This is a genomic window from Acidaminobacter sp. QWL-03 (assembly GCF_058683855.1).
The window spans coordinates 2,063,703-2,082,521 of the sequence record NZ_CM178752.1; the positions used below are offsets into that span (position 1 = coordinate 2,063,703).

18 protein-coding genes are annotated in these 18,819 nt (G+C 52.2%); 4 read left to right on the forward strand and 14 right to left on the reverse strand.

Features of this window, described 5'->3' with window-relative positions; translation table 11 throughout:
• Positions 1 to 38: 38 nt before the first annotated feature.
• From AC4PHM_RS09595 to AC4PHM_RS09630, 8 genes are all read right to left on the reverse strand, one after another.
• Positions 39 to 1,448, reverse strand: coding sequence for an APC family permease (locus AC4PHM_RS09595; protein WP_492017593.1), 1,410 nt, complete (start codon positions 1,446 to 1,448; stop codon positions 39 to 41).
• A 568-nt stretch (positions 1,449 to 2,016) separates the two neighbouring features.
• Positions 2,017 to 3,051 (reverse strand): gluconeogenesis factor YvcK family protein, encoded by a 1,035-nt coding sequence (locus AC4PHM_RS09600; RefSeq protein WP_492017594.1) that lies wholly within the window; start codon positions 3,049 to 3,051, stop codon positions 2,017 to 2,019.
• Positions 3,048 to 3,929: an RNase adapter RapZ gene (gene rapZ / locus AC4PHM_RS09605; RefSeq protein WP_492017595.1), complete on the reverse strand. Its 882-nt coding sequence runs from the start codon at positions 3,927 to 3,929 to the stop codon at positions 3,048 to 3,050. Before rapZ ends, AC4PHM_RS09600 begins: the two co-directional genes overlap by 4 nt.
• Positions 3,920 to 4,738, reverse strand: a complete 819-nt coding sequence (locus AC4PHM_RS09610) for a PHP domain-containing protein (protein WP_492017596.1) — start codon at positions 4,736 to 4,738, stop codon at positions 3,920 to 3,922. The genes rapZ and AC4PHM_RS09610 overlap by 10 nt, the downstream gene beginning before the upstream one ends.
• An 87-nt stretch (positions 4,739 to 4,825) precedes the next feature.
• Positions 4,826 to 5,800 (reverse strand): UDP-N-acetylmuramate dehydrogenase, encoded by a 975-nt coding sequence (gene murB / locus AC4PHM_RS09615; protein ID WP_492017597.1) that lies wholly within the window; start codon positions 5,798 to 5,800, stop codon positions 4,826 to 4,828.
• Between the two features lie 147 nt (positions 5,801 to 5,947).
• Positions 5,948 to 6,400 carry an MOSC domain-containing protein gene (locus tag AC4PHM_RS09620; protein WP_492017598.1) on the reverse strand — a complete coding sequence of 151 codons (453 nt, stop codon included), beginning with the start codon at positions 6,398 to 6,400 and terminating at the stop codon, positions 5,948 to 5,950.
• A 1-nt stretch (position 6,401) separates the two neighbouring features.
• Entirely contained in the window at positions 6,402 to 7,367 is a 966-nt protein-coding gene (gene moaA, locus AC4PHM_RS09625; protein ID WP_492017599.1) for a GTP 3',8-cyclase MoaA, read from the reverse strand.
• Between the two features lie 61 nt (positions 7,368 to 7,428).
• Complete coding sequence (locus AC4PHM_RS09630) at positions 7,429 to 8,715, reverse strand: molybdopterin molybdotransferase MoeA (RefSeq protein ID WP_492017600.1); 1,287 nt, start codon at positions 8,713 to 8,715, stop codon at positions 7,429 to 7,431.
• Positions 8,716 to 9,050: 335 nt separating this feature from the next.
• Here AC4PHM_RS09630 and AC4PHM_RS09635 point away from each other — a divergent pair, with 335 nt between their 5' ends.
• Positions 9,051 to 9,617 carry a MogA/MoaB family molybdenum cofactor biosynthesis protein gene (locus AC4PHM_RS09635; protein WP_492017601.1) on the forward strand — a complete coding sequence of 189 codons (567 nt, stop codon included), beginning with the start codon at positions 9,051 to 9,053 and terminating at the stop codon, positions 9,615 to 9,617.
• 448 nt (positions 9,618 to 10,065) lie between these two features.
• Here the strand turns inward: AC4PHM_RS09635 and panD are convergent, their stop codons facing one another.
• The 5 genes from panD to AC4PHM_RS09660 form a co-directional block, all read right to left on the reverse strand.
• The gene (panD, locus tag AC4PHM_RS09640) at positions 10,066 to 10,449 is read right to left on the reverse strand and encodes an aspartate 1-decarboxylase (RefSeq protein ID WP_492017602.1); all 384 of its coding nucleotides are present in this window, start codon (positions 10,447 to 10,449) and stop codon (positions 10,066 to 10,068) included.
• A gap of 1 nt (position 10,450) precedes the next feature.
• On the reverse strand, positions 10,451 to 11,302 hold the full coding sequence (gene panC / locus AC4PHM_RS09645) for a pantoate--beta-alanine ligase (protein WP_492017603.1): 852 nt from the start codon (positions 11,300 to 11,302) through the stop codon (positions 10,451 to 10,453).
• Positions 11,303 to 11,398: 96 nt separating this feature from the next.
• Positions 11,399 to 12,235, reverse strand: coding sequence for a 3-methyl-2-oxobutanoate hydroxymethyltransferase (gene panB / locus AC4PHM_RS09650; RefSeq protein WP_492017604.1), 837 nt, complete (start codon positions 12,233 to 12,235; stop codon positions 11,399 to 11,401).
• Positions 12,225 to 13,154, reverse strand: coding sequence for a Rossmann-like and DUF2520 domain-containing protein (locus tag AC4PHM_RS09655; RefSeq protein ID WP_492017605.1), 930 nt, complete (start codon positions 13,152 to 13,154; stop codon positions 12,225 to 12,227). Before AC4PHM_RS09655 ends, panB begins: the two co-directional genes overlap by 11 nt.
• A 393-nt stretch (positions 13,155 to 13,547) precedes the next feature.
• Positions 13,548 to 14,759 (reverse strand): MFS transporter, encoded by a 1,212-nt coding sequence (locus AC4PHM_RS09660; RefSeq protein ID WP_492017606.1) that lies wholly within the window; start codon positions 14,757 to 14,759, stop codon positions 13,548 to 13,550.
• A 260-nt stretch (positions 14,760 to 15,019) separates the two neighbouring features.
• Here AC4PHM_RS09660 and AC4PHM_RS09665 point away from each other — a divergent pair, with 260 nt between their 5' ends.
• The 3 genes from AC4PHM_RS09665 (at position 15,020) to AC4PHM_RS09675 (ending at position 17,548) form a co-directional block, all read left to right on the forward strand.
• Positions 15,020 to 15,820 carry a threonine/serine exporter family protein gene (locus AC4PHM_RS09665; protein WP_492017607.1) on the forward strand — a complete coding sequence of 267 codons (801 nt, stop codon included), beginning with the start codon at positions 15,020 to 15,022 and terminating at the stop codon, positions 15,818 to 15,820.
• Entirely contained in the window at positions 15,817 to 16,263 is a 447-nt protein-coding gene (locus AC4PHM_RS09670; protein ID WP_492017608.1) for a threonine/serine exporter family protein, read from the forward strand. Before AC4PHM_RS09665 ends, AC4PHM_RS09670 begins: the two co-directional genes overlap by 4 nt.
• 208 nt (positions 16,264 to 16,471) lie before the next feature.
• On the forward strand, positions 16,472 to 17,548 hold the full coding sequence (locus AC4PHM_RS09675; protein WP_492017609.1) for an NAD(P)H-dependent flavin oxidoreductase: 1,077 nt from the start codon (positions 16,472 to 16,474) through the stop codon (positions 17,546 to 17,548).
• Positions 17,549 to 17,659: 111 nt separating this feature from the next.
• On the opposite strand, the gene nspC is transcribed toward AC4PHM_RS09675, so the two are convergent.
• Positions 17,660 to 18,799: a carboxynorspermidine decarboxylase gene (gene nspC / locus AC4PHM_RS09680; protein ID WP_492017610.1), complete on the reverse strand. Its 1,140-nt coding sequence runs from the start codon at positions 18,797 to 18,799 to the stop codon at positions 17,660 to 17,662.
• Between the last annotated feature and the right edge of the window lie 20 nt (positions 18,800 to 18,819).

The window sequence follows — 18,819 nt, forward strand, 5'->3', positions numbered from 1 at the left end:
GACACCTTCTTCCACGTCCACCTGCTCTGTCTGAATACTCAAAGGCTGTCCGCAGCCTCGTTGCCGTGAATGCTCTCAGCTTTAGGACGTGCGGCATAAAACAGAAAGCCTGAGCCAATCATAAACACCAGCAGCGCATATTCCGCAGGCCATTGAAGGGCGCCTGGGCTGAATGGAAGCAGCATGGCAAGTGTGAGGAAGACCACCACGCCAATTCCCATGAAGTCGAGGATTTTTGCGTGGAAGGACTGTGGCTGACCATCGGCAGAACGCTTTCTGAGGTGATGGGCGGAAAATACAGTCGAGCCCCACAAAAGGATGTAGAAAAACGCAGCTAAGTTGACGAGAGCTGCAAATACCGCGCTTCCTACAAACGGGGTAATGGCAACGACAAGTGCAACAAACAGAATTGCATTGACCGGGGTCTTGTAAACAGGATGAACCGCGGCAAAGCACCGGGGAATCAGACCTGCCTTCCCCAGGGCATACAAGGACCGTACCGCACCAAAGAACATGCCGTTAAAAACGCCTATAATATTGAAAACAGCGGCTGACAGCAGGATGCCTTTAAAAGCAGGCACACCGGTAAGTCTAACCAAGCTGTCCGAAAAAGGAATGGACGTCGATGCCATCTCCTGCCAATGCATCAGCCCCGCCTGAAGGAACAGCAGCGCACCATACAATAAGGTGGAAATGAGGATTGACAGCATCATGGCCTGACCAATCCGCCTGACGCTGAGGCTCGCGCTGGCCTCCTCCACGCCTTTTGAGATGTTTTCCCAGCCGGCAATGGAGAAGGGCAGGAGTACCAGCAGTGAGATTGTACCGTCAAACGTCGACTTGACAGCCAGAGGTGATAAATTATTAGGATCAAAGAAAAGCATACCAGCAATAAAGGCTCCAACCACCATGGTTATGACGATCGCTATAAGGACGACTTGAGCCCTCGAAAAAAATTTTGTGCCTCGATACTGCATCCATGCGATACCAAAGACAAGGGCGACTCCGATCAGGACAGCCCAAAGCGTTACCGGCTGGCCGCCAACAGCATACAGGACATTTTGGCCTTCAAGCACCGGAAAGAGTACATAGAGCATTTTGAATATAGCCAGTGTCTGCCAGGCGCAGATCACGCCGTTGACAAGAAACCCGCACCATCCCGCGACGAGCGCTATGCGAGCGCCAAAAGCCCGGCCGGCGTAATGCATCTCTCCCCCGCCTTCCGGAAACATTGGCATGATCCTGGTATAAGAAGAAGCCATAACCAGAAGCATCAAAAGGCCAAGGATAAAGGCCAGCAGCGCGTTGACCGGTCCACCGGACGCCGTCATCCAGATCCCGGTCATCAGCAGCCAGGAGGAGCCAAACACACAGCCTATGCCCATGCCCAGAAATCCGGCGAAGCTGATGGAGCGTTCAAGTTTTATGGGTGCTGAATTATTTTGCACGTGACTTCCTCCCCGATCCTCTATTGGCGGATCTCTATCTTACAGTTTCTGAAGTGACTCATTATATTAATAAGCAATTTCTATGCCAAACTATAAATGTAATTTTATGACATTATCTATGATAACTCACTCATAATCGGCAAATGAAGATCTGAAATTGTCAAAGTTAGAGGCAACACTCACTGCTTACTCAAGATATTCAATATTCAAAATATAATTCAAGTCAATTTCAACTCATTTCCCAAGTAATCCAACACCTTGATATTGCTCAATTATGCGCCAGTTCCCTTTAAAGCGAGTTATAAACGACTTATTTTCAATGACAGAACTATATAGAGAGCCTCACAACTGACGTCAACCTGCTTAAAAAACTCAGTTCTCAAGATGGTGAGACCATTATTTTCAAAACAGTCCCACTTTAAAATAAGTCATTTGTAACTCATTTCATTAAAATTTACCAGATTCAAGGTCTCTACCCCCCCTCAATTTTAACGATCATCCAACAAAAAAAAGCCGGCGCCCAACTATAGGCACCGACTCAAACTTCACAAAATCACCATGGAATCACTTACTCTCCATGATGGTAAATCTTAATATCCACCAGAGCTTCCAAGCGCTGCGCGACTTTTAGCGCATCGTGGCGTATGTAGCCCTTCACCACTTCAACAAAGTCGTCCAGCAAAATCTCTATGCCCCGATCCTCAAAATAAGCCTTGTCCGTGGCAGTCATCCGAACCGGTGAAGCCCGCTCTGCTTCATACCGTGCGACTATGGACTCATCAATGATGGCATTGTTGAACAGCACGTGAGTCACAAGACCCGGACCGGCGTGGGCCTCAAGGGCTTTATAGTAATCGGACAAGCCATAGCCATCCGTCTCGCCTCTTTGGGACATTAGGTTGACCACAAAAACTTTCGGCGCGCCAGTCTTTCGAATAGCCTCCGAAACGCCATCTACCAACAGATTTGGCAAAATACTGGTGTAGAGACTCCCTGGCCCCATCACAATGACATCCGCTTCGGCTATGCTCGTCAGCACCTCATCCAGCGCTTTTGGTTTTTCCGGCACCATGGAAATCCGCTCAATCCTGAGGCCCGCCGCGGCGGACTGAATCGGAATCTTCGATTCCCCCTCCACCACGGAACCATCCGACAGCATCGCCTTCAAGCGCACGTCCTCCAGCGTCACCGGGAGGACGCGGCCTGTCACGGCAAATATCTCGTGGATCAGCCGGATCGCTTCCTCAAAGCTGTTGGAAATGTCACTCAAGGCTGCAATCATCAGGTTCCCCAGGTTCTGGCCGCTGAGGTTGCCTTCTTTGAAGCGGTAATTGAGCAAGTCCAACAGGACCGGCTCCTGGTTGGCCAGCGCGACAATACAGCTTCGGATATCACCCGGCGGCAGCATGCCCAGATCCTCCCGAAGGACGCCGGAACCGCCGCCGTCATCCGACATGGCGACGACCGCCACGACGTCCCGCGTCACTTGCTTGAGTCCCCGCAGCAAAATCGAGAGCCCGCTGCCGCCCCCGATCGCCACGATTTTGAGGTCTGATCGCGGAACCATCGGCTCAATTTTTTTAATCTCTGGCGCCCTGATCATTGACCGCTCAGCTCCCGATGGTACACTGCCACCGTTCTGCCGCGCTCTTTTAGCGTATGCGCCAGCAAGTTTCCAAAGGTCACAGAGCGGTGCTGGCCGCCGGTGCAGCCAATCGCCACCACGAGCTGAGCCCGCTTCTCCTTGATGCACAGCGGAATAAGGAACTCGACCATGTCGAGAAGCCGCTCGTAATAGGACAGACTGTCCTGAAATTTCATGACGTAGTTCTGAACCTCGGCGTCATTGCCCGTCAGGTTCCGGAGCTCGGCAATGTAAAAAGGATTCGGCAGCATTCGCACGTCAAAGACCAGGTCGGCGTCCAGGGGGATCCCGCGCTTGAAGCCAAAAGTCTGAATCGAGATGCTCATGCTGTCCTCGATCTCCTCCGGCTCAAAGGCCTTCTGAATCTCAGTCCTGAACTGGCCTATGGTCTTCTGCGTCGTATCGATGATCTTATCTGCACTGGCGCGAATCGCCTCCAGGCGCTCCCGTTCCATTTCTATGCCGGCCGCGATACTCCCAGTTGGATTGATGGGATGCGTGCGCCGGGTTTCCTTGAACCGCTTGATCAGCTCCGCCGTCGAAGCCTCCAAAAAGAGGATCTGCACGGAGGCCCCGGTCTGTCTGAGGCCCTCAATTCCATTTTCGAGATCGTCAAAAAAGCGCCCGCCCCGTATGTCCGCGACCAGGGCCGCTCGCTCAATTGGCTCCGACTGGTTCTTCACCAGCTCCGCGAACTGCGGGATCAGCGCAGGCGGCATATTGTCAACACAGTACCAGCCCATGTCCTCAAAAGCCTTCATGGCCTGACTGCGGCCGGCCCCGGACAAGCCTGTGACTATGACGTAGCGCATAGCAGCGCCTGGATTCACCGCCATAAGACCTCACCCGCCTTTTCCAATCCTTTAACACCCTCAGGCGCTTCGGCTTTGACTTCGTCTTCGTCTTCTGACTTGAGGCAATTTATAATCCTACTGCACGGAATCTTCGCCCTGAGCGCCCGCTCTATGGCCGGCTCGAAGCGCCCGATCATTTCAGGGCGGTGGGCATCCGAATTGATAGCGAACAGACAAGCGCTGCTTCGCAGCAGCAGCAAATCTTCAAGAGTCAGATGTCCGTGGCGGTTCGCATTGATTTCCAGCGCCGTATGGGTTGCAATGGCCGCCTCCGCCACAGACATGATCTCAATAGCCCCTTTGGCGCCCGGGTGGGTCAGGATCTTGATGTCGTAGTTATGCATAGCCTTGATCATGGCCTTGGTGTTCAGTTCTTTGGCCTTCTGCGCCGCTTTGCTGGACAGCCGTCCCTCAAAGTTGAGCCTGTGAAGGGCGCTGGTGCCCTTGAGATCGCCGCTGAGACTCCCAAAGTGATAGCCCGCGAGCAGCACGTCCGCCATGCGCAGCATGCCCTCGTCCACGTCCAGCCGCCCGTCCGCGTCCATGATATTGGCCTCTAGACCAAGCATTGTCTGGATCATGGGATACTTGGCATTCATTTCGTCAATGATTCCCCGCATCTCCGCATATTTTTTCCGTTTGATGCCATAGGTCAGATGCTGGGGTCCGTGGTCGCTGATGGCCAGGATTTTGAGTCCCCTTGCCACAGCCGCCCGCACGTTGTCCTCAATGGAGCCCTTGCCGTCGCTGTAAGTGGTGTGTGTATGATAATCTGCGTAAATTCTGATCACGTTCAGTCCCTCCTCATGAGGCGACAATGCGGTTTCCAGGCTATTTCCAAAGAATTTTGCCGATGGTTCCACAGTCCACCACTCACCCTAAACCGGAATTTCTGGAACTTCCGGAAATTCCGGAATAATGCGTACCTCTGGTTCAAGCTCGACCCCATAGGTATCCCGCACCGTTTTCCGGACCACATTGATGAGATGGAGCACTTGCTCTGCCGTCGCGCCACCGTTATTGACAATAAACCCGCAGTGCTTTGGACTCACCTGAGCCTTTCCGTAGGAAAGCCCTCTCAGACCAGCGTCCTCAATGAGTTTTCCCGCGAAATATCCCGCCGGCCGTTTAAACGTACTGCCAGCACTTGCTTTTTCGAGAGGCTGCTTTGAGGTTCTCTTTTCGGTCAGATCGTCCGTCTTCGCCTTGATATCCTTATACATACCCCGGTTAAGCTCAAGACCAACACGCAGGACAATCCCGCCGGCCTCCATAATTCGGCTGTGACGGTAAGAAAAACCCAGTTCAGCATTGGTCAGTCTTTCGACCTTCCCATCAGGCATCAGCACTTCTGCCCACGCCACCACATCTTTCATTTCACCATCATAGGCGCCGGCGTTCATATAGACCGCGCCGCCCAGGGTGCCTGGTATGCCGGAAGCAAATTCGAAGCCCGCGAGTTCTTTGTCCAGCAGCTGATTGGCCAGCTTTGAAAGCAGAATCCCCGCCTCAGCGGTCACCTGTGTGTCCTCAATCTCAACGTTTGTCAGATTGTCTGCGATTCTAAGTATTGCCCCGCGATACCCGTTGTCCGAGAACAGGAGATTGCTCCCGTTGCCAATGACCATGAAGGGGAATGCATCTTTTTTCAAAAGCTCAAGGGCAGCGGCGACAGCCTCTAATGAAGCCGGCTCTATCAAGAGATCCGCCGGGCCGCCAATTTTAAAGCTCGTGAGTTCACACAGATTCGCCATGGTTCTGACCTCCTGTGTGTCCAGCTTTTCCAGCAGCTTGCCTGTCATTTCCGCGGCCCGGTTTTCGTAGTAGTCAAGATTCTTATTATATTCAGTCATGTTGACCTCCAGATCTAAAGAGATAATTTTGCCGGTTTAATTTTACCATAGGTTGAGCTATGTACGCCAATAAAAAGGAATGAAGGCAAATCGGGTATCAAACACCCAGTTTCACTCAAAAAAACAGGGCTCCCGCCCTGTTCAGTATTATAGTTTTTTAAGCCCTTCCATCTCAACGGTAATATCATCGCCCGCTTTAACGTCCCCTGCCTCAAGCACCCTGCAGAAGATCCCTTCCCGCGGCATGACGCAGTCTCCAACTTTATTACGGATTTCGCATCCCGCGTGGCATTCCTTGCCAATCTGGGTGACCTCCATGAGCGTCTGACCAATTCTTAGCTTGGTACCAATGGGCAGGGTATGGAGGACAATGCCCTCCGTCGTCAGATTTTCGGCGAAATCGCCGGCTTTCAGCTCAGGCAGACCCATCTTTCTGACCTTTTCAATGCTCTCTTCAGCCAAAAGACTGACCATTCTGTGCCATGAACCACTGTGCGCGTCGCCCACCAGTCCCAGGTTGAGCTCGAAACGTCCAGATTCAATGCGCGTTTTGATTGTGCCCTTCTTTTCGCTGATGTTGACAGATCTGATTTTCGCCATGTTATCCTCCTATTTTATACATGCCGCGAACAATTGGCACATAATCACTTTCTTCCATGTGATGCTTTTCCGGTTTGAGCCCGACGGCCTCTCGGATGATTGGAACAAGGTCCTCACCGGCACGCAGCGCCGCGAGTAAATCAATCTCTTTATCAGAATGCAGGCAAGGCTTAATTTTGCCGTCTGCCGTCAAACGGATGCGGTCACAGTCCGCACAGAAGTTGCAGGAAATGGGCTGAATCAAGCCAATTCGACCACTTGCCCCCGGTAATCTGAAATAGCGCGCCGGTCCGTCATGGGCCTTTGCTATGTCCGGTACCAATTCAGGGAGGATCTCCAGAACCCGGTCCGTGGAAATAAAATGCTCTTCCGTCCAGGCTGCGGCTTCGCCTATAGGCATCAGTTCAATGAACCGGACGTCATAGCCTTTGCTTCGTGTGAGCTCAGCCATTTCCCGAATCTCGGACTCGTTCTCTCCGCCAATCAGGACACTGTTGACGCGGATGGGCCATATGCCTACGCGCTCAGCCTCTTCGAGACCTTTCAGTACCCGGGCGAGGTCGCCGCCACGGGTCATTTCTTTGAAGCGCTCAGGGTTCAGCGTATCCAGCGACACGTTGATGCGCCGCAGGCCTGCTGCCTTCAGCGGTTCTGCCATAGTGTCCAGCATCACGGCGTTGGTCGTCATGGCCAGGTCCTTAATGCCTGGTATGGCCGCGAGCTCCGCCACCAGCTCGACAATGCCTTTTCTGACCAGAGGTTCCCCACCTGTCAAACGGATCTTGTCGATGCCAAGACTTGCCGCTACGCGGGCCACTTCGACAATTTCCTCGTTCCTTAAGATTTTATCATGGTCCAGCTTCGCCGGCATCCCCGATGGAGGCATACAATAACGGCAGCGCAAATTACAGCGGTCCGTCACCGATATCCTCAAATAGCGTATAGTCCTTCCATAAGCGTCCTGCACGGGACACCTCCCATCTGATTACTCCGGTGGTCAAGCCGCCAAATTCGACCGGTTAAAGCCATTAAAGTAAAAACACCTTGACCTGCTCTCCAGCCTCAACCGTACCTCCATCCAGCGGCGCTATGACATAGCCATCCGCGTTGGCAATGTAGGTGATCAGACCGGATTTCCCCCTGAGCGGCATGGCCGTCATTGCCCCCTCACCTTCGGTGAGTCTGACCATGTGAAAGGTCGTCCGCCCGTCTTCCGGGCCGATGGACTCTTTCAGTCCAGCGTAGCAAAAGGGATGCTGAATGTCAAAGCCAAACTGATTGATCAGCTCACTGACAAGCACAATGAATCCGACGACCGTAGAGACAGGATTCCCGGGGAGCAAGACGATTGGCTTCCCATTCATTGCGGCGACGCCAATAGGTTTTCCGGGCTTGATATTCATGCCGTGAAAGAGCAGTCCCTCATCCGACAAGTTTTCAACGACCGCCGGGATGTAGTCCTTCTTGCCAACGCTGCTGCCGCCGGAGGTGATCAAAAGATCGCATTGGTCGATTTCGCTCTTGATGTAATTCTCAACCGCTTCGTAGGTATCTTCGAGGCGTGTCAGCTTTACCGGCCCAAGTCCCCACTCCCGGGCTATACCTGCGAGTACCGTGCCGTTGATATCCCTGATTTTTCCCGGGCTGAGAGGGGCATCAATGTCCACCAGCTCATCGCCGGTTGTGGCGATGGACAGGCTCGGCGGCACGATGACCTCAACTTCGTTGAAGCCCAGCATGCCAAGTACGCCAAGATCATAGCGGGTCAGTCGCCTGCCGCGTTTGATGATTTTTTCGCCACCCCTGACATCTTCGCCTTTTCGGATAATGTTGCTGCCGGGTTGAAGGGAGAGTAAATGGAAAGTATTCGGCTGATCCGTTTTTATAATGTTTTTGAAAAGTATTCGGTCACCATGTTGGATGGTCTCTTCAATCTTAACTACCGCGTCATAACCATCGGGCAAAAAACCTCCTGTCGGGATGTAGACACAGTTATCTTCTTCAGTATTATTAGGCAGTTTCGCTTCAGCACCCATCATGACTTCGCCAATCAGTTTGAGAGACGGCATGCCTTCTATAAGAGTATACCGGTCTCCAGACTGCTGTGCGAGCACTTCAGTTTTAACCGCATAGCCATCTACTGTAGATTTATCGAACGGCGGCATGTCCTGATCCGCAACCAAATCGCTTGCGAGATACCGGCCCAACGCCTCAAACAAGGTGACGCGTTCTGTTTTGACCGGGCGCTCAGAAAAACATTTGCGTATGATAGCCTTAGCTTCTTCAATTTCGATCAGCGGACGAATGGGCTTCACAGTGAGAACCTCCTTATACATTTGATGTTAACGGAGGTCAAAGGCATCAGCCGCAGACATCCGAATTTTTTTAATAGAATTATATTAATCTAGTTCAACTTTAATAGAATTTTATTATAGGTACGCGAGAATGTAAAGGCGTTATTCTCCAAATAATATAGCGATCACTTATGTACAGTTGACAAACTGTTCAACGATAACCTTTGAGCCACGTTCACCGACCATATAATTTACTTAAAAAACTTGGACAACGTAAGGTATAATAGACATGAAATTAAATTATCTATTCGCTCAAAATAAACCATATCGCTTTTCACCTTTTAAGGAGGCTTTTTATGTCTACAAAAACCGCATACCGCATAGCTGTTCTGACCGCCAGCGACAAAGGCGCCAAGGGTGAACGTGAAGACGCCAGCGGCGACCTGATCCGCACCACTATGCAGACAGAAGGCTACGAGATTGCGAAGTCCATCCTTGTGGCAGATGAACGGGATGAAATCGCGGCACATTTGAGACACCTCAGTGATTCAGGGGAGATCGACCTCATCCTGACCACCGGCGGCACCGGCTTTTCGCCAAGAGATTTTACACCTGAGGCGACAAAAGATGTTATTGACAGGGAAGTCCCAGGCATCCCTGAAGCCATGCGCCGACGCAGCATGGAGATCACGCCACGCGGTATGCTCTCTCGCGCTGCCGCCGGAATCAGAGGAAGAACGCTGATTGTCAACCTTCCCGGAAGCCCAAAAGCCGTGGCTGAGAATCTCGAGGTTCTGCTTCAGTCCCTTGAGCACGCCCTTGATATTCTGGTGGGCACAGCCCGCGACTGCGCCAGAGATCGGGATCATGAAGACAAGCATGATCATGCGCATGACCACCATGAGATAAAGCACCCGCATTAATGACAAAAGGGCCAAATTCGGCCCTTTTTCTTTTTTTTGGGGACGCGGACAGTTTCAAAAATGGTGCCAGAGCTTCAGAAACTCGGTGTCAGACACCTAGTTACACCTCAAACGCGACCATTGCTTCGCTCGGTCGCGGGCTGCGCCCTATCGTAAGATACCTCCTCACTCTACCCGACGTGCACCTCGCGGCTGGCGCCTATTGCTTCGCCCACAGCCACACTCCGTGTGGCCGCAGGCTGCGCTTCGGTATCGGGCTCCGCCCTATCGTAAGATACCTCCTTACTCTACCCGACGTGCACCTCGCTTCGCCCACAGCCACACTCCGTGTGGCCGCAGGCTGCGCTTCGGTATCGGGCTCCGCCCTATACAAACAAAAGTGGTCCCGCCCGGCAGAGAGCAAGCTCTCTGTCAGGCGGGACCACTTTTGTTTGTGCACGTCACAGCTTTACATTATTTCCCCATGCGTCTCATGATCTGTGATCTCGCTAATGGCATTCTTGTCATTGACGAAGACGACAGACGGCTTAAAAGTCTTCGCTTCCTCCGCATCAATCCAGCAGTAAGCTATAATAATCACATTATCGCCCACGTGAACATGTCTTGCAGCGGCGCCATTCAGGCAGATAACACCGGAACCGGCCTCACCTTCAATGACATAAGTCTCCAGGCGCGCGCCATTATTGTTGTTCACGATCTGAACGCGCTCGCCAGGCAAAATACCGGACGCCTTCAGAAGAAGCTTGTCTATGGTGATACTTCCAACATAATTCAGGTTGGCCTCCGTGACCGTTGCCCTGTGAATTTTTGCTTTGAACATATTAAGCATCATTTTAGTTCACCTCAATCTGAAGGTTGTCTATCAACCTGGGTTTTCCTACCTTGACCGCCAGCGCAATCAGGATTTTCCCTGACATGACGTCCACCGGCGCCAAGGTCATTGCATCCACTATCTCGATGTAATCAATGACCGCAGAAGACACAGCTCCAATACGATCCGCTATTGCCCTGCGGATGGCTTCAGCGCTGCGTTCTCCGGAAGCAATCATATCTCGGGCCATAAACAGGCTTTGAGACAACACCAAAGCATCCACACGCTCAGCCTCGCTGAGATAGACATTTCGGGAGCTGAGGGCAAGGCCATCCGCTTCTCGAACGATTGGGCAAGCCACAATTTCAAGATCAAAATTGAGGTCCATGGCCATGCGCCTGATAACTGCGACCTGCTGGGCATCCTTGATTCCAAAATAAGCGCGTTCTGGTGCAACAATATTAAACAGTTTACTGACCACCGTTGCGACGCCGCGAAAATGTCCCGGTCTGCTGGCCCCGCAAAGTCTGCCCGTCAGTTCACCTTCCACATCCACATAAGTGGCATACCCGTGTGAATACATATCGTGAATCTCCGGCGCGAAAATATAATCCACCCCCGCCTCATCTAGCAGTGACGAATCCCTTTCAAAATCCCTCGGATAGCTAGCCAGATCCTCATTGGGTCCAAATTGTGTCGGATTCACAAAGATGCTGACAACAACGATCTCATTATTGCGGCGCGCCTCCCGCACCAAGGACAAATGACCTTCGTGCAGGTAGCCCATTGTAGGCACCAGCCCAACCGATTTTCCCTCTTTTTTCAGCGTCTTCAGGGTTTGCGTCAAGACGCGGGGGTTTTTAACCACTTCCATTTTGGCATTCCTCCAATTTAAAGGGCCCATCCGGCCTGAATTTCAATTTGCTTCGACTTTTGAGATCTACAACCATCGGAAAAAGCCTTGGGACTCCTAATAGAGCTTCTCAAGCACCTCGTCATCCATGCCAAAGGTGTGCTCCGGCCCCGGGAACGCGCCGCTGTTGATCTCGCGAATATAAGCCTCAGCCGCCGCCTCAATCTGCTCGCCGACACCGGCAAACCGCTTCACAAACTTCGGCGTAAAGGTCTTGAACATCCCAATCATGTCCTGGATGACCAGCACCTGGCCGTCGCAGTCCGGGCCGGCGCCAATGCCAATCGTTGGAATTTCAAGCTTTTCGCTTATTACCTTTGCCAACTTTGCAGGGATGCATTCCAGCACAATCGCGCACGCCCCCGCTTCCTGAACCGCCAGCGCGTCCTCAATTAGCTTTTTCGCCTGATCGAGGCTCTTGCCCTGGACCTTGAAACCTCCAAAAACGTTCACCGACTGCGGTGTCAGCCCAATATGCGCGACGACCGGAATCTGAGCTCTGACAATTGCCCTGATGGTCTCCGCCATCTCAACGCCGCCCTCGACTTTCACCGCGTCCACCAAAGCCTCCCGAACAAAGCGCCCGGCATTTCGAACCGCCTCTTCAACCGTGACGTGATAGGAGAGAAACGGCATGTCCGCAATAAGAAAGGCGTTTTTCGTTCCTCTGCGCACGGCCTTGGTGTGATGGATCATGTCCTCCATAGTCACTTGAAGGGTATTTTCGTAGCCCAGCATGGTCATGCCCAGAGAGTCCCCCACCAGCAAGCTGTCTACGCCGGCATCATCCAACAGTTTGGCCATGCTGTAATCATAGGCAGTCAGCATAGCGATTTTCTCGCCGCGGGCTTTAAAAGCTTTGAGATCACTCACTGTAAATTTTTTATCCTTCACGCTTGGTATCCTCCTTCGCGAGCAAGGCCTTCAGCTCGGCCGCCGCCCCTGGGTCCTTGGTCAGTTTATATCGCATTGCCAGCGACAGCGTTGCCCTGGAAAGGGACTTATAGAGCGCTGCCGCGTCCGGCAAAACTCCGCTGTCCAGGTCATCCAGGGCACCCAGCGCCTCCAGATGCTTAGCCACCGTGGCGACATCCCCTCTGGCGACTGGTCCCGTCAGCGCCCTCTCCGCGCCTGAGCGCGCCACATTTTCCACGCTCCCGTACACCAGCGGCATCAGTCCGCGTCTGGCCTCTTCCTCGGTAAAACCAATCTGTTCAAACAATTGAATCGCTGCGTCCAGCACTGTCACCACAAAATTTGAGGCAAATACCGCCCCGGCATGATACAGCGCTTTGTTTCCCGCCTCAATCCTAACAAAGCTTATGCCGATGGTCGCCAGCCAACCCTCAAAGCTGCCTCCCGGAGTTATTTCAGCCGTAAAGAGCGAATCACCAAAGGCGTTTCTGGCACGCTCAATTTCAGATACCGACTGCAGCGGATGCAGCGTCGCCGTTTCAAAACCGGCGGCCGCCAGCGGTTCAAGGGCCATGACACTATGGGCGCCGCTCATATGGACGAAGATAGGATAATAAGGAGCCGTAGGAGCGGCTTTCAAAGCGCTTTTGACAACCTTTGCCGCCAGCGCCGCTGCCAGCGGTTCTATCTGATCGTCCACCACCGTGAGAAAAATGAGTTCCGAGTTTCGGATCAGTTCCAAAGGATCCAGGAAAGGCTTGCTGCCCGTCAGCGCAGCGGCTTCGCAGGCTGAACTGTAAGTCCTGCTGGCATAGCCCGTGATGGTCTCACCCCGGTCTTTTAAGAAAAGACCAAAGGACGTCCCGACCTTGCCTGCACCTATGATCCCGATTCTCATGGAAACACTCATCCTTTCAACGTGCGGAAGATGGTGTCTGACACCAATTTCCTAAAAGTGAAACCGGGGGTCGATAGGCCTAAGGCCGCTGACACCGAGTTTCTTAACTCATTCTTACCCAAAAACACAAAAATGACCCGCCCCAGAACAGGACGAGCCGCACGCCAAAAAGGCGATTGAATCACGATGTCTGTCTCTGGCCGCGCTGGCTCTGAGCAGTTTTAAGGTCTTTCCAGCATTTCAGGTCTTTCATAAAAGGTATGGCGCACGCAGGCTGCCATCCAAAGAAATTTTATCACAGAAATTTTGAATGTAAAGTTTTTTCTATGTCGACGCCCGCCCTTCAAAGGACCTCCACAAAGAAAATTTTGCCTTTAACCGCATTTTTTCGACTTAATCCGCATTTCTTCTGTTTTCTTCAGGTCTGAACCACAGATAAAACCCTATCATGAGCAGTGCTGCCAGCATTGCCATGCCTGCACCAAAATAAAACGGCGCCTGGTTGTCCACGCGATCATAGAGATAGCCTGCGATCAGACTTGCCGGCAGCAGCGTGATCCCAACCAGGCTGTTGTAAAGTCCCAGACCCGTACCACGGACGTCTCGCTTGACAAGATCTGAAACCATTGCCTTCTGTGTCCCATCCGTTAAGGCGCTATAGAGCCCATAGAGCGCAAAAAGCATCACGACTGAAGGAACCTTGACCACCTGGCCAAATCCAAAATAAATCCCCGAATAAAGCAAATAACCGGCAATGATCAATCGCTCTCTGCCAATTCGGTCCGAGAGAATTCCGGCCGGCACTGAAAAAACCACCGAGACACCGTTAAAGGCCAAGTAAAGCATTGGGATCCAGCCCGCCTGGACGCCTACGTCGCCTGCCTTGACGAGGAGCAGGGCATCCGTGGAATTACCCAGTGTAAAGATAAAGACAATGCTCAAGAACATGTAATAGCGCCCTGAAAAATCCCGCAGATGAATCATGCCCAGTTTCTGCACTTCCATCTGCCGGCACTCCTTAACGAAGACCAGGATGGAGACCACGCCAAAGGCCGCTGGAATTGCAGCGAATACGAAGACTTTGCGATAATCCCCCGGAAACAGGAGCAGCACCCCTGCCGCAAGAAGCGGACCAAGGATCGCGCCACTGTTGTCCATAGCCTTATGAAAACCGAAGCCCTTTCCCCGCCCGCCCTCCTCTGAGGAGGCTGCGATCAGGCTGTCTCTCGGTGCAGTGCGAATGCCCTTGCCTACCCGTTCGGCGAAGCGGATGCCAAGCACATGAAACGGTGAGGACGCAAAGGCGAAAAGCGGGGATAAGGCCGCAGTGAACAAATAGCCCACAAGCATAAAGGGCTTGTTTTTTCTGATTTTGTCACTCCACCAGCCTGACAGAGCTTTCAGGACAGACGCGGTGCTCTCTGCGATCCCTTCAATGAGGGACAATTCGATTTTGGTGGCGCCCAGTGACAACAAGAACAGCGGCATGACCGCATAGATCATTTTGGTCGTCGTATCCGTGAGAAAGCTGGTAAGTCCAATAAAAAAGATATTTCTTTCAAGTCCAAAGATGGACTTTTGCTTGGGTGGAGGATTGGGAACCATCGGCTAAACCGCCTTTCCTTGAATGATTATTTAAGCAAATGACTATTGCATCCATTTAACCAGTCATGACATAATGGGATTGACTCCTTTGCGTCGGAATCCAGCCGAACCGGCCCTCCAACTGCTGGTCTGATGACTACAGTTTATCACACTTAGGACTCAAGTACACACCGACACAGCGCCTCAAACACCGCCACACAAGAGGTAAAAAAAGAGGCGATTCTAAAACGCAAACGCGACAAATTAAGTTTTCTGAGGAGGTGCCCGCTCTGGAACGATACGAAATCAAGGAGTTACTTCTTTTTGCTTCTCTGGCGGGTCGAGTCCTGCTTGAGAACGGTGCGGAGACCTATCGGGCCGAAAGCACCGTTGAGCACATACTCAGTTCCAGGGGGATCAGCAACGTTCAGGCCTTTGTGATTCCTACCGCAATTTTCTTATCCATAGAATACGAGAACGAGCTTTATAGCCATATTGAAAGAAATAAGCGCATCGGGATAGACCTGATGAGAATCACCAGAGTAAATGAGTTGAGCCGGGAATTCTCATCCGGCGACATGAGTGTAACCGAGGCTAAGATCAAGCTGAACGACATTAAAAAATCCTCACAGTATAATTTGTGGACCAGACTTTTGTTCGCCGGGGTGAGCAGCAGCTTTTTCACACTGATGTATAATGGCGGGTTCGTCGAATTCGGAGGCGCAATGATCGCTTCTGTCATCACCGCCGCGGTCACCGAGTTCCTGTTCGCCCTCGACGCGAGCCTGTTTATGCGCAATATTTTCGGCGGCGTGGTGGCAGCTGCCGCTTCTATAGCATTTTCCGTGCTTTGCGTCCTCCTGGGGATTGAGGTAGATATGAACATCATAATCATAGGCGCCATCATGACCATGGTTCCGGGCGTCGCCATCACAAACGCCGTCAGAGATTCCATTTCTGGCGATTACGTTTCAGGGATGTCGCGAACCTCTGAGGCCATTGTCATTTCGGTAGCGCTGGTCCTGGGTGTCGCCGTCACGCTCAACGCTTCGAGATTGCTGCTTGGAGGGTTGATGCCATGACACTGTTTACCAGCGGTTTGACTTCCTTTCTGGCCACCTTGGGCTTCGCGGTCATCTTCAACATCCCGAGGCGGCATCTGCTGACAGCCAGCTTAAACGGCGCGCTGGGCTGGATGCTTTATACGCTGATCATGCAGCTCGGCGGCACCATTATTTTCGCAAACTTTGCCGGCGCAGTCACCGTCGGTCTGATCGGCGAGCTCCTCGCAAACCATTTCCGGAAACCAGCCACCATATTCATCATTCCGGGCATCATCCCGTTTGTGCCCGGGTATGGGATTTTCTACACCATGGAGTCGATCATGCTGCAGAATTTTTCCGAAGCGGTGTCCAAGGGCTCAGAGTCGTTCATGATTGCAGTCGCTATAGCCAGCGGGCTCATCGTCTCCTCGACCGTAGGTAAATATGTCAGAACTTATGCACGACGAAGAAAAGCGACCTGAAGCTGCACAAAATTATGGCGGGATCACCCGTGGAGACCTTGATCAATAAAGGTTTCCACGGGTTTTTATTTTCATTTTTGATACCTGATACTAATATCTATCATTGACTTTTAACAACTTTTATCCTATATTAAGAGTTGGAAACTGAAATCGTCTACATGCAGGGTCGGCAACCGCTGATCCTTTTTTTATAAGGAGTGTGATTATATTGAATCTGCCAACCCTGAAAATTGGGGATCTCGAAGCACGCCTGCCTGTCATTCAGGGCGGTATGGGCATTGGCGTTTCCATGTCCAGACTGGCGGCTGCCGTAGCGAACGCCGGAGGCGTCGGCGTCATCTCCGGCGCGCAGCCTGGGTTCCGAGAGCCTGATTTTTGGACCAACCCTTTGGAAGCCAACCTCAGAGGGATTCGTAACGAAATCAGAAAAGCAAGAGACATGAGCCCGCACGGGATCATCGGCATCAATTTCCTGACAGCGACGCGTGAGTATACAGATTTTGTGAAGGAAGCCGTCAAAGAAGGCATCGATCTCGTCATTTCAGGCGCGGGTCTGCCTAAGAACCTTCCTGAATTTGTTCAGGGCACAAAGACCAAGTTCGCGCCCATAGTCTCCTCCGGCAAAGCCGCAGAGACGCTGCTCAAGTTATGGGACCGACGCTATCAGGTCGTTCCGGACGCCATCATCGTGGAAGGTCCTCTCGCTGGCGGTCACCTCGGGTTCTCCCGTGAAGAACTGGAAGGCACGGCCAAAGACCTTTACACCTTAGTTGATGAAGTATTGGCAGCCGTCAAATCCTTTGCGGACCGTTATCAAAAACCTATTCCCGTAATAGCCGCAGGCGGCATCTTCAGCGGCGCCGACATCAAAAAAGCCTTGGATCTTGGCGCTGCCGGTGTTCAGATCTCCACGCGCTTCGTCGCTACAGAAGAATGCGACGCGGATGACGCCTTTAAACAGATGTACCTGGATGCTACGGAAGAAGATGTGGTCATTATTCAGAGTCCTGTTGGACTCCCCGGCCGCGCGATCCGCAACGACATGACGCGCAGCCTCGAAGCCGGGCGCATTCCAGTCACCGCCTGCACCCGCTGCCTCAGCCACTGTGATCCCGGCACAACACCATTCTGCATCACTAAAAAACTGATTGAAGCCGTCACAGGTGAAGTCGACAAAGGCCTGGTCTTTGCAGGTCACAACGCCTTCAAGCTGGATAAAATCTCAACGGTACAGGCCGTCATGGATGAGCTCGTCTCAGAGTATGAAGAGGCTTGTCAGGCGTAGCGCATGCGCCAAGGATAAGAACATAAAAAAGCGTTCTCTTTTCGGTCAACTTAACTGCCGAAAAGAGAACGCTTTATTTATTGCTTTAATTCTTCACAACCAATCGGGCTTCTAAAGCCGCGATACATAGTCCTCGAACCCGAAGGTCCTGTGAACCCTGATCCCGTCAGTCTCATTGTAAGACGCAATGGACGGAAGGTTAACGCCATTGAACGTGTTGTTCTTAACCATGGTGTAATGGGCCATGTCCATGAAGACTAACCGGTCACCAGGCTTTAAAGGCGCATCAAAAGAATAATCCCCAATCACGTCACCGGACAGGCAGGTATTGCCGCCCAGGCGGTACGCGTAAGGCTTCTCACCAGGTTTTCCCGCACCAATGATGTTAGGGCGGTACGGCATCTCAAGGACGTCCGGCATATGGCAGGCCGCCGAAGCGTCAAGAATGGCCAAATCCATGCCGTTCTTGACGACATCCAGCACCGTAGACACCAGATAGCCCGTGTTGAGTGCAATGGCTTCCCCCGGCTCAAGATAAATCTTAAGGTTGTACTTGTTTTTCATAAACAGGATGGATTCCACCAGGGACTCAATGTCATAATCCTCGCGGGTGATGTGATGCCCCCCGCCAAAATTGAGCCATTTCATCTGCGACAGATAAGGCCCGAACTTCTCATCCACAACCGGAATAGTTCTGGCAAGGGCGTCCGAATTTTGCTCGCAAAGCGTGTGGAAATGGAGTCCGTCAATGCCTTCCAGCATCTCCGGATGGAAATTGTCCAGCGTAATCCCCATGCGGGAATTTGGCGCGCACGGATTGTAAAGCTCCACTTCAATTTCAGAATACTCCGGATTGACGCGAAGGCCACATTCGATCTTCTTGCCCGTGTAGGCTTTCACCCTGTCCCGATATTTCTCCCATTGAACGAAGGAGTTGAAGACCAGATGGTCACAATACCCCATCAGCTCTTCGAATTCATGTTCAATGAATGCCGGCGCATAAGCGTGGACTTCCTTGCCCATGTAGTCATGGCCAAGGCGCGCTTCATGAAGCGAGCTGGCGGTGATTCCCGCCAGGTATTCCCCGACAACGGGCAGCATGGACGCCATGGAAAACCCCTTTAGTGCCAGAAGAATTGAAGCGCCTGTGCGCTTTTGAACCGAATCCAGGATCTCCAGATTTCTTCTGAGAAGCCGCTCATCCACCACGTAGCACGGACTTGGAACGCTGTTAAAATCAATATTTTTCAATCTCTGCACCTCTGTCAGTC

Coding starts and splice junctions, on each gene's coding strand:
- AC4PHM_RS09600 (WP_492017594.1), bottom strand. CDS start 3,051: ATGATCAGGGCGCCAGAGATTAAAAAAATTGAGCCGATGGTTCCGCGA.
- rapZ (WP_492017595.1), bottom strand. CDS start 3,929: ATGGCGGTGAATCCAGGCGCTGCTATGCGCTACGTCATAGTCACAGGC.
- murB (WP_492017597.1), bottom strand. CDS start 5,800: ATGACTGAATATAATAAGAATCTTGACTACTACGAAAACCGGGCCGCG.
- AC4PHM_RS09620 (WP_492017598.1), bottom strand. CDS start 6,400: ATGGCGAAAATCAGATCTGTCAACATCAGCGAAAAGAAGGGCACAATC.
- AC4PHM_RS09635 (WP_492017601.1), top strand. CDS start 9,051: ATGTCTACAAAAACCGCATACCGCATAGCTGTTCTGACCGCCAGCGAC.
- panD (WP_492017602.1), bottom strand. CDS start 10,449: ATGATGCTTAATATGTTCAAAGCAAAAATTCACAGGGCAACGGTCACG.
- panC (WP_492017603.1), bottom strand. CDS start 11,302: ATGGAAGTGGTTAAAAACCCCCGCGTCTTGACGCAAACCCTGAAGACG.
- AC4PHM_RS09655 (WP_492017605.1), bottom strand. CDS start 13,154: ATGAGAATCGGGATCATAGGTGCAGGCAAGGTCGGGACGTCCTTTGGT.
- AC4PHM_RS09660 (WP_492017606.1), bottom strand. CDS start 14,759: ATGGTTCCCAATCCTCCACCCAAGCAAAAGTCCATCTTTGGACTTGAA.
- AC4PHM_RS09670 (WP_492017608.1), top strand. CDS start 15,817: ATGACACTGTTTACCAGCGGTTTGACTTCCTTTCTGGCCACCTTGGGC.